This is a genomic window from Macromonas nakdongensis (assembly GCF_002837145.1).
In the GTDB taxonomy this organism is placed as follows: domain Bacteria; phylum Pseudomonadota; class Gammaproteobacteria; order Burkholderiales; family Burkholderiaceae_C; genus Macromonas_B; species Macromonas_B nakdongensis.
Genome location: NZ_NWMV01000088.1, coordinates 1 through 9,045 on the forward strand (window position 1 = coordinate 1; position 9,045 = coordinate 9,045).

A 9,045-nucleotide genomic window follows, 5' to 3' on the forward strand; every position below is an offset into this window, starting at 1 on the left:
GTTGGCCAGGCCGTCGGGTTGTGCAGGGGCAGGCCGGTTTGCTGAGTGGTGGGGCCCCAGGGTGGCGGCGGTGTGTCGAACGCGGCCGGGGCGGTGTGGGGCCGGGTGTCGCCCGCAACGGCGCCGGCGTCGCTGCCGGGGGCGTTGCCCGCCTGGGCCCAGCCAGCGGCCGCGGCCAGCAGGTGGGCGCGGGGCGCGGCCAGGGCGTTTTCCACCGCATGGCGCACCGCCTGGTGCACCTCGCGCCCGTCGCGGAAGCGCACTTCGATTTTGGTCGGGTGCACGTTCACGTCCACCCGGGCCGGGTCGATCTCGATGAAGAGCACGTAGGCCGGTTGCCGCTGGCCGTGCAGCACGTCTTCGTAGGCGCTGCGCGCGGCGTGGGTGATGACCTTGTCGCGCACGAAGCGGCCGTTGACGTAGGCGAATTGGCGGTCGTTGCGGGCGCGGGCGGCGTCGGGCAGGCCGGCCCGGCCCCAGACGCGCACCGCCGTGCCCAGCCCTTCCAGGGGCAGGCTCTCATCGACAAAATCCGGTCCCAGGGCGGCGCCCACCCGTTGCGCCAGGGCCTCGGCTAGACCGTCCTGCGGGCAGGCGCGCCACTGTTCCACCAGCTTGCCTTCGTGCCAGATGGCAAAGCCCACGTCGGGCCGGGCCAGGGCGTGGCGGCGCACGGCTTCGATGCAGTGGGCCAGTTCGGTGGCGTCGGTCTTGAGGAATTTGCGCCGCGCCGGGGTGGCGTAGAACAGCTCGCGCACCTCCACCGAGGTGCCGACGGCGCGCGCCGCCGGCGCCAGTTCGCCGGTGCGGCCCTGCAACAGCCAGCCGTGGGTCTCGGGCGCGTCGGCGCTGCGCGAGAGCAGGCTCAACTCGGCGATGGAGTGGATGGCGGCCAGGGCTTCGCCGCGGAAACCCATGGTGTCCACCGCCTCCAGTTCGTGCAGGTCTCGGATCTTGCTGGTGGCGTGGCGTTTGAGGGCCACGCTCAGCTCGTCGCGCGGGATGCCGCAGCCGTCGTCCTCCACCGCGATCAGGCGCACGCCGCCGGCCAGCAGCCGCACCGTGACCTGGGTGGCACCGGCGTCCAGGGCGTTGTCCACCAGCTCGCGCACCACCGAGGCGGGCCGCTCCACCACCTCGCCGGCGGCGATCTGGCTGACCAGTTCGTCGGGCAGTTCGCGGATGGGGCGGCGCGGCTGGGTGTGCGGGCGGGGCAGGGGCAGGCTGGGGTTCACCGGGGGCATTGTAGAAGCTGCGCTCAACCCTGGCCGCGGGGCGGAGGCGGCGGATTTGCGGGTTAGTCCGGATGCGGCAATTGATATGTGTACATATTATTTGAGGACCATCCCACAAGGTTTTGCATGTCCCACTCCACTGCCGCCGCCCCGGTGCTCCCCTTGGACTGGCCCGAAGGCGCCGGCCCTGGCCGTGTGCCGTTTGCGGCCTACACCGACCCCCAGGTCTACCAACAGGAGCTGGACAAACTGTTCTACGGCCCGCACTGGAGCTACGTCGGCCTGGAGGTGGAAATCCCGAACGTGGGCGACTACAAACTGAGCTGGGTGGGCGAGCGTCAGGTCATTCTGGTGCGCGACCGCGTCATGCCCAAGGAACGCGCCACCGACCACGGCATCCGCGTGGTGGAAAACCGCTGCGCCCACCGTGGCGTGCGCTTTTGCCAGGAGCCGCACGGCAACGCGCGCAGCTTCGTTTGCCCCTACCACCAGTGGACCTACAAGCTCAACGGCGACCTGGCCGGCCTGCCGTTCAAGGACGGCGTCAAGGTGGTGACCGAAGCCGGCCCTTGCACCCACGGTGGCATGCCGCCCGACTTCGAGCTCAAAGCCCACGGCCTGACCAAGCTGCGGGTGGAGGTGCTGCACGGCCTGGTGTTCGCCACCTTCAGCGACGCAGTGGAGCCGCTGCGCGACTACCTGGGCCCCCAGATTCTGCCCTGGCTGGACCGCATCTTCCTGCGGCCCGACGGTCCGCGTCCGCTCACCCTGCTGGGCTACAACCGCCAGCGCATTCCGGGCAACTGGAAGTTGATGCTGGAAAACATCAAAGACCCCTACCACCCGGGGCTGCTGCACACCTGGTTCGTTACATTCGGGCTGTGGCGCGCCGACCAGCAAAGCCGCATGGTGATGGACGCACACGGCCGCCACGCGGTCATGATTTCGCGCCGCAACGACGGCGGCCAGGGCCCGGCCAAAGACTCCGGCGTGCAGACCGACGTGACCCAGGGCGTGACCAGCTTCAAGGCCAACATGAGCCTGCACGACCCGCGCCTGCTCGACGTGCAGCCCGAGCCCTGGTGGACGGTGGACGACCCGCAACACCCCGGCCAGCGCATCACCCCCACGGTGACCATGATCACGCTCTTCCCCAGCCTGATCGTGCAGCAGCAGGTCAATTCGCTCTCCACCCGCCACATCCAGCCGCGCGGCAACGGCAGTTTCGACTTCGTCTGGACCCACTTCGGCTTTGCCGACGACACCCCCGAGATGACGCAACGCCGCCTGCGCCAGGCCAACCTGTTCGGCCCGGCCGGTTTCGTCAGCGCCGACGACGGCGAGGTCATCGAGTTCAGCCAGGACGGCTTCGCCCAATGGAACAGCGACGGCCGGGGGCAGGGCAGCACCCTGTGCGAGCTGGGCGGCAAAGACCCCGGCCTCGGCCAGCCGTCGACCGAACACATGGTCACCGAAACCCTGATCCGCGGCATGTACGCCTATTGGCAGAAAGCGATGGCCGCATGACCCCCGCCGCCCACCCCACACCCGTGGCGCTGGACCCGATGGCCACGATGTGGCTGCACCACCAGATCGACCGTTTCAACGCCGCCTACGCCGCCGCGCTGGACGAAAAACGCTACAACGACTGGCCCGATTTCTTCCTGCCCGACGGCCACTACCAGGTGCAGGCGCGCGAGAACTTCGACCGCGGCTTGCCGCTGGCGCTCATCGCCCTGGAAAGCCAGGGCATGATGAAGGACCGTGTCCACGGCATCACCCAGACCATTTACCACGGGCCTTACCACATGCGCCACGTGGTCAGCCCGGCGCAGGTGCTGTCGGTCACGGCCGATGACGCCGGCGAGGTGGTGCAGGCCCAGGCCCACTACGCGGTGTTCCGCACCAAGCCGGGCGACGTGAGCGAGGTGTTCAACGTCGGCCGCTACATCGACACCTTTGTGCGCGGCGCCGACGGCACGCTCAAATTGCGCGCGCGCCGCTGCGTCTACGACAGCGAGATGGTCCTCAACTCGCTGATCTACCCGGTTTGAAAGCTGGGGTGCGTGGCCTCAGAGCTGGCGGCTGCGCGCCAGCGGCGGGTTGCGGCTGAAGTAACCGACGATGCCCTGCAGCAGGGCGTCGGCCATTTCGGCCTGGAAGCGGGGCGAGCGCAAACGCTTTTCCTCGTCTGGGTTGCTGATGAAGGCGGTCTCGACCAGCACGCTGGGGATGTCGGGGGCGCGCAGCACGGCAAAGCCGGCCTGCTCCACCTGGGGTTTGTGCAGTTTGCCCACGCGTTCCATCTCGCCCAGCATGGCCCCGCCCAGGCGCAGGCTGTCGTTGATCTGGGCGGTGGTGCTCATGTCGAGCAATGCGCGCTGCACGTGGGCGTCTTTGGCGCGCACGTTGAGGCCGCCCACCAGGTCGGCGGCGTTTTCCTTGTTGGCGATCCAGCGGGCGGCGGCACTGGTGGCGCCGCGGTCGCTCAGCACATACACGCTCCCGCCCTGAGGCCGGGGCGAAAAGAAGGCGTCGGCGTGGATGCTGACGAACAGGTCGGCCTGCACCCGCCGCGCCTTGTCCACGCGCACGTGCAGGGGTACGAAAAAATCGTCGTCGCGCGTCAGGAAAGCGCGCATGGTGTTGCCCTTGACCTGGGTGCGGTTGATGCGGTCGCGCAACAGCAGGGCGATGGCCAGGACCACGTCTTTTTCCCGCGTGCCCCCGGGGCCGACCGCGCCGGGGTCTTCTCCGCCGTGGCCGGGGTCCAGCGCCACAACGATGAGGCGGTCGGTCTTGTCCGCCGCCGTCGCTGCTGCGGGGCGTTGCTTGGCGGCGAAGCTGGGGCGTGTGGACGATGAGAGAGGTGTGGCCGGGCTGGGTGCCGCGGCGGCGGTGTTGGGCGCTGGCGCCGCAGGGGAAGCGCTGGAGGTCGGGCGGGGCGCGTGTCCTTGCTGGGCCAGCAGCGCTCCCAGGGGGTCGTGGGCACCATCGGCCGTGGTGGGCGCGCGGCTGTGGGTGGGGGCGGGCGCTTCCAGCTCGCGCAGGCGCTGAGCGATCAGGTCTTCCAGCGGGTCGGCGGCCTGGGTGGGGTAGAGGTCCAGCACCAGGCGGTGCTGGTAGGCGGCCACCGGCTGCAGATCGAACACCTGGGGCGCGATCGGGCGCTTGAGGTCCACCACCAGGCGCACCACGTTCGGCGCGTACTGGCCCACCCGTATGCCCGCGATGTTGGGGTCGTCGGCGCGCAACTGGCCCACCAGTTCGCGCAGGCCGGGAATCAGGTCCAGCCCTTCGATGTCCACCGCCAGCCGCGGCGGGTCGGCCACGAACACCTGGCGCGCTTGCAGCTTGGCGTCGGATTCGATGGTGACGCGGGTGTAGTCCTGGGCAGGCCAGATGCGCACCGCCACGATGCCCGCGCCGTGGGCGATCTGCTGTGGCCCCAGCCACAGCAGCAACAGGCCCCCAGGACCCAGGCAAGTCAGCACCTCGCGCCGTTTCATGCGCGGGCGGCCTCCAGCAGCTGCACGCCGGTGGCGGTGTGGGCGCTCAGGTCCAGGGTGCGGGCGTCGTCGTCCATGGGGATGAGTGTGACACACAGATCGGCCGTCGGCATCAGCCCTTCGGCCTTTTCCGGCCACTCCACCAGCTTGAGGCCGGGGTCGGCGAACAGCTCGCGCAAGCCCGCGTCCTCCCATTCCCGCGGCTCGCTGAAGCGGTACAGGTCGAAGTGCGCAATCCGCAGGCCTTGCGGCCAGGCCGCGGCGGGCGGGGCGCTGTGCGGCTCGACCACCGCGTAGGTCGGGCTTTTGATGCGGCCCTGAACGCCCAGGGCCCGCAGCAGGTGGCGCACCAGCGTGGTTTTACCGGCGCCCAGGTCGCCGTGCAGGGTGATCAGCGCGTGGCCCAGGGCTGGGCTGCTGGCCAGGCGCCGGGCCAGGGCCTCGGTGTCGGCCTCGGTGGGGCAGGGGCAGCGGGCCGTGGCCAGGGCGGGGGTGGCGTCGGGCATGGCGGACTTTCTACAATCGGGCAAGATGTTCAAGGCTGATGAATTCGTCGCGCAGATCCAGGCTTGGGGCCGCGAGTTGGGATTTTCCCAAATCGGCGTCGCCGGTGTCGACCTGGCCGAGGCCGAGCCGGGGCTGCTGGCCTGGCTGGCCGCGGGCTTCCACGGCGACATGGCCTACATGGCCAGCCACGGCCTCAAGCGGGCGCGCCCGGCCGAACTGCTGCCGGGCACCGTCAGCGTGCTGACCGCGCGCATGGATTATCTGCCGCGCGACACCCCGGCCGACTGGTCCGAGCGCGAACGGCAGCGCGCCCAGCGCCCGGGCGAGGCGGTGGTGTCGGTCTATGCCCGCGGGCGGGACTACCACAAGGTCTTGCGCCAGCGCCTGCAGAAGCTGGCCGAACGCATCGAGCAGGCCTTGCCACCCGACGCGCCGCCGACCGCGGGGCCCTTGCAGCACCGCGCCTTCACCGATTCCGCCCCGGTGCTGGAGGTGGAACTGGCCAGCCGCAGCGGCCTGGGCTGGCGCGGCCAGCACACCCTGGTGCTGCATCGCGAAGCCGGTTCGATGTTCTTTCTCGGCGAGATCTTCCTGAACCTGCCCTTGCCGCCCACGCCGGCGGCCAGTGCCCATTGCGGGGCCTGCAGCGCCTGCCTGGACGGCTGCCCCACCGGGGCCATCGTCGCGCCGCAGCGGGTCGATGCGCGGCGTTGCATCTCCTACCTCACCATCGAGCACGCCGGCCCGATCCCGCTGGAATGGCGCCGGGCCATCGGCAACCGCATCTACGGCTGCGACGAATGCCAGCTGGTGTGTCCGTGGAACAAGTTCGCCCGCGCCAGCCTGCTGCCCGATTTCGATGCCCGCGGCTTCCTGGTGGGCCAGCCGCTGACGGCCCTGTTTGCCTGGGATGAAGCCACCTTCCTGCGTCAGACCGAAGGCAGCGCCATCCGCCGCATCGGGCACGAGCGCTGGTTGCGCAACCTGGCGGTGGCCCTGGGCAACGCCCTGGCCCAGGCCACGTCGGCCGACGAACGTGCCCGCTGCACCCAGGCCCTGGCCAGCCGGCAGGCGGACCCGAGTGCCCTGGTGCGCGAACACGTGGCCTGGGCCTTGGCGCAGGCGCTTTGAGGCCGGTGTCGGACCCCAGGTGCCCACACCCGCTGGAATGAAGCCCGGGCCCGTGCCCCGCACACGGGGGAGGCGACGGGCGGCGCAACTCATCTCCAGCCAGAAATTCCCGCCATTTCGTGACAGAATCCCCGGTTTTATCGCCCCCCTTTACTGGGGCATTTCTGGCCTGTCCGGGCTTTATTCATGAACCACATCAAACCCAAGTTCCATTTGGCCAAACGGTCGCCTGCCCGTTCGGGCGGCGGTCACGGTGCCGCCCCCACGGCGGTCGTGGCCCTGGTGGACGAACGCTACCTGGCCTGGCTGGGCGCGCAGCAGCCGCAGCCGTCCCAGTCTCCCGCCCCCGTGTTGCAGCGCAGTGCCCTGGTGCCGGTGTTCGCCCACCTCGCGCGCCTGTGCAACCCCGAGGCCCCCTTGCTGCGCACCTGCCTGTTCACCGACCGGCCCCCGACCGAACTGATCGATGACGTGCTGCCGCGCCTGGTGCCCCAACATGCCCTGGACGGCGGTCTGGGCCTGGTCCGCGCCCTGGGCCTGGAGCTGGTGCAGCTGGCCCAGCGCTCCCCCGGGGCCCAGGTGCTGCTGGCCAGCGACGACGAGCGCCTCATCCCCTACATCGACGAAGCACAATGGCGGGGCACCAAGGTCATCCTCGTCACCGACGAGGCCTCGCACGATTTCCCCAAACTCATGGGCGATGACCCGAGCTGGGCCCGTTTGCTGATGCAGGCCGACCGCCGCGTGTCGCTCAACACCGCCGCCTGGCAGGCCCTGACCGTGCCGGGCGTGGGTTACTACGCCGCCCGGCCAACCGAGGCCGAGCGCCCGCGCGAAGCCGAGCTGCCCGCAGCCGAGGCCGATGCCGCGCTGGACCTGACGGACGACTGGCGCGCCCAGGTCGAACGCGTGATCCAGGACTGGTGGACCGAAGAAACGCCGCACGCCCGCCTGGACCTGTTCGAGGAAATGCAGAACACCCAGGGCGTGCCGCCCGAAACCGACCGCCACCTGCTGCTGCGCGTGCGCCGCGAACTGGCCCGCACCCTGAGCTTCCCGGAGAAGAAGGCCATGCGCGAAATGATCCGCGCCACGGTCATGGCCCAACCCCCTTCGGTGGATGAAGCCGTCCAGCCCTGAGCGCCTGCCACCCGGTCCGGCGGGCCTGGCCTTGGGCGAGGAACTGGCGGCCTGGTTCGAAACCCCGCCGGGGCGCTACCTGCTGTCGTGGGAGCAATCCCGGTTCGACGAGGCCGTGGTCGACCTTTTCGGCTACAACGCCCTGCAGCTGGGCTTGCCGCAGCTCGATGCCCTGGATGCCAACCGCATGCCGCACCGCTGGCTGGCCGTGCCCGAACCGGGCGGTGCCGTGCCGGCCTCCAGCGCCGGGGCCGGGCGCTCTGTGGCCTTGGTCACCCACGCCGCGGCCTTGCCGTTCCCGCCCAACAGCCTGGACCTGGTGCTGCTGCCGCACACGCTGGAACTCAGCGCCGATCCGCACGCCGTGCTGCGCGAGGTCGAGCGCGTGCTCGTCCCCGAAGGGCGGGTGGTCATTTCTGGCCTGAACCCGGCCAGCCTGTGGGGCTTGCGCCAGTACCGGGCGCGTTTCTGCCAGCGCCTGGGTCTGGCCCAGACCCGCCTGGGCCGGCTCTACCTGCCCGAGGCCGGCGAATTCATCGGCCACTGGCGCTTGCGCGACTGGTTGCGCCTGCTCAGTTTCGAGGTCGAATCGGTGCAGCAGGGCGGCTACCGCCCCGCCGTGCGCAGCGAACCCTGGCTGCAGCGCTTCCAGTGGATGGACCGTCTGGGCGCCCGCTGGTGGCCCTTTTTCGGTTCGGTGTATTTTTTGGTGGCCGCCAAGCGCGTGCGCGGACTGCACCTGCTCGGTCCGGCCTGGAAGCCCCGTCGGGCCATGGCCGCACCGGTGGCCATCGCCCAGAAACCGTCGTGGCAGGCCGTGGGTGCGCCCCAGGCCTCTGAGGAAAGTCGTTCAACGTGAACCATGTCGTGATTTACACCGATGGCGCCTGCAAAGGCAACCCTGGCCCGGGGGGCTGGGGGGCTTTGCTGCGTTCGGGGGCGGTCGAGAAGGAGTTGTTCGGCGGCGAGCCGGAAACCACCAACAACCGCATGGAGATGACCGCCGTCATCGAGGCCCTGGCCGCGCTCAAGCGCCCCTGCCGCGTCACGCTCTACCTCGATAGCGAATACGTGCGCAAGGGCATCACCGAATGGCTCAAGGGCTGGAAGGCCAAGGGCTGGGTGACGGCGGCCAAACAGCCGGTGAAAAACGTGGACCTGTGGCAGCGCCTGGACGACCTGGTGCAGCACGCCGGTCACCAGATCGAATGGCGCTGGGTCAAGGGCCATGCCGGCGACCCGGGCAACGAACGCGCCGACAGCCTGGCCAACCGCGGCGTGCCGGCGCGCTGAGGCCGGGCGCGCACCGGGCATGCCCGGCCGGGCCGGGGGGTGAATCGGTGCGCCTGCGCCGCCAGGCCGCATCCCCTTGTTACAGTGGCCCGATACAGGTTGTTGAACACAGAGTACAGGCGCAGCACATGGCAAGCAAATCGATTTACTGGGGCGTCGCGGTGGCCGGCATCGCTGTCGCCTCCGGCAGCGCCTGGTGGTGGCAGCCGGGCCCGCGTGCCACGCCCGCT

At 70.0% G+C, this 9,045-nt stretch carries 9 protein-coding genes; 6 read left to right on the plus strand and 3 right to left on the minus strand.

Annotated elements, in window-relative coordinates; translation table 11 throughout:
• The coding region (mutL, locus tag CON77_RS11650; RefSeq protein WP_157826940.1) for a DNA mismatch repair endonuclease MutL at nucleotides 1-1,244 on the minus strand (1,244 nt) is incomplete at its 3' end.
• Nucleotides 1,245-1,361: 117 nt separating this feature from the next.
• On the opposite strand from mutL, the gene CON77_RS11655 reads away from it, so the two are divergent.
• Entirely contained in the window at nucleotides 1,362-2,762 is a 1,401-nt protein-coding gene (locus CON77_RS11655) for an aromatic ring-hydroxylating dioxygenase subunit alpha (protein WP_101049331.1), read from the plus strand.
• Between the two features lie 38 nt (nucleotides 2,763-2,800).
• Nucleotides 2,801-3,289, plus strand: coding sequence for an aromatic-ring-hydroxylating dioxygenase subunit beta (locus tag CON77_RS11660; protein WP_101049341.1), 489 nt, complete (start codon nucleotides 2,801-2,803; stop codon nucleotides 3,287-3,289).
• Between the two features lie 18 nt (nucleotides 3,290-3,307).
• Here the strand turns inward: CON77_RS11660 and CON77_RS11665 are convergent, their stop codons facing one another.
• Both CON77_RS11665 and tsaE read right to left on the minus strand, forming a co-directional pair.
• Complete coding sequence (locus CON77_RS11665; protein ID WP_101049333.1) at nucleotides 3,308-4,744, minus strand: N-acetylmuramoyl-L-alanine amidase; 1,437 nt, start codon at nucleotides 4,742-4,744, stop codon at nucleotides 3,308-3,310.
• Nucleotides 4,741-5,250, minus strand: coding sequence for a tRNA (adenosine(37)-N6)-threonylcarbamoyltransferase complex ATPase subunit type 1 TsaE (gene tsaE / locus CON77_RS11670; protein WP_101049335.1), 510 nt, complete (start codon nucleotides 5,248-5,250; stop codon nucleotides 4,741-4,743). The genes CON77_RS11665 and tsaE overlap by 4 nt, the downstream gene beginning before the upstream one ends.
• A 25-nt stretch (nucleotides 5,251-5,275) precedes the next feature.
• On the opposite strand from tsaE, the gene queG reads away from it, so the two are divergent.
• The 4 genes from queG (at nucleotide 5,276) to rnhA (ending at nucleotide 8,815) form a co-directional block, all read left to right on the plus strand.
• Nucleotides 5,276-6,382 (plus strand): tRNA epoxyqueuosine(34) reductase QueG, encoded by a 1,107-nt coding sequence (queG, locus tag CON77_RS11675; protein WP_198552358.1) that lies wholly within the window; start codon nucleotides 5,276-5,278, stop codon nucleotides 6,380-6,382.
• Between the two features lie 186 nt (nucleotides 6,383-6,568).
• Entirely contained in the window at nucleotides 6,569-7,522 is a 954-nt protein-coding gene (locus CON77_RS11680) for a hypothetical protein (RefSeq protein WP_101049337.1), read from the plus strand.
• A 43-nt stretch (nucleotides 7,523-7,565) separates the two neighbouring features.
• On the plus strand, nucleotides 7,566-8,381 hold the full coding sequence (locus CON77_RS11685) for a class I SAM-dependent methyltransferase (RefSeq protein ID WP_101049345.1): 816 nt from the start codon (nucleotides 7,566-7,568) through the stop codon (nucleotides 8,379-8,381).
• Nucleotides 8,378-8,815, plus strand: a complete 438-nt coding sequence (gene rnhA / locus CON77_RS11690; protein ID WP_101049339.1) for a ribonuclease HI — start codon at nucleotides 8,378-8,380, stop codon at nucleotides 8,813-8,815. The genes CON77_RS11685 and rnhA overlap by 4 nt, the downstream gene beginning before the upstream one ends.
• Nucleotides 8,816-9,045: the final 230 nt, after the last annotated feature.

Bases quoted from the DNA above. Each gene is read 5' to 3' on its own strand.
- CON77_RS11655 (WP_101049331.1), top strand. From the start codon at position 1,362: ATGTCCCACTCCACTGCCGCCGCCCCGGTGCTCCCCTTGGACTGGCCC.
- CON77_RS11660 (WP_101049341.1), top strand. From the start codon at position 2,801: ATGGCCACGATGTGGCTGCACCACCAGATCGACCGTTTCAACGCCGCC.
- CON77_RS11665 (WP_101049333.1), bottom strand. From the start codon at position 4,744: ATGAAACGGCGCGAGGTGCTGACTTGCCTGGGTCCTGGGGGCCTGTTG.
- tsaE (WP_101049335.1), bottom strand. From the start codon at position 5,250: ATGCCCGACGCCACCCCCGCCCTGGCCACGGCCCGCTGCCCCTGCCCC.
- queG (WP_198552358.1), top strand. From the start codon at position 5,276: ATGTTCAAGGCTGATGAATTCGTCGCGCAGATCCAGGCTTGGGGCCGC.
- CON77_RS11680 (WP_101049337.1), top strand. From the start codon at position 6,569: ATGAACCACATCAAACCCAAGTTCCATTTGGCCAAACGGTCGCCTGCC.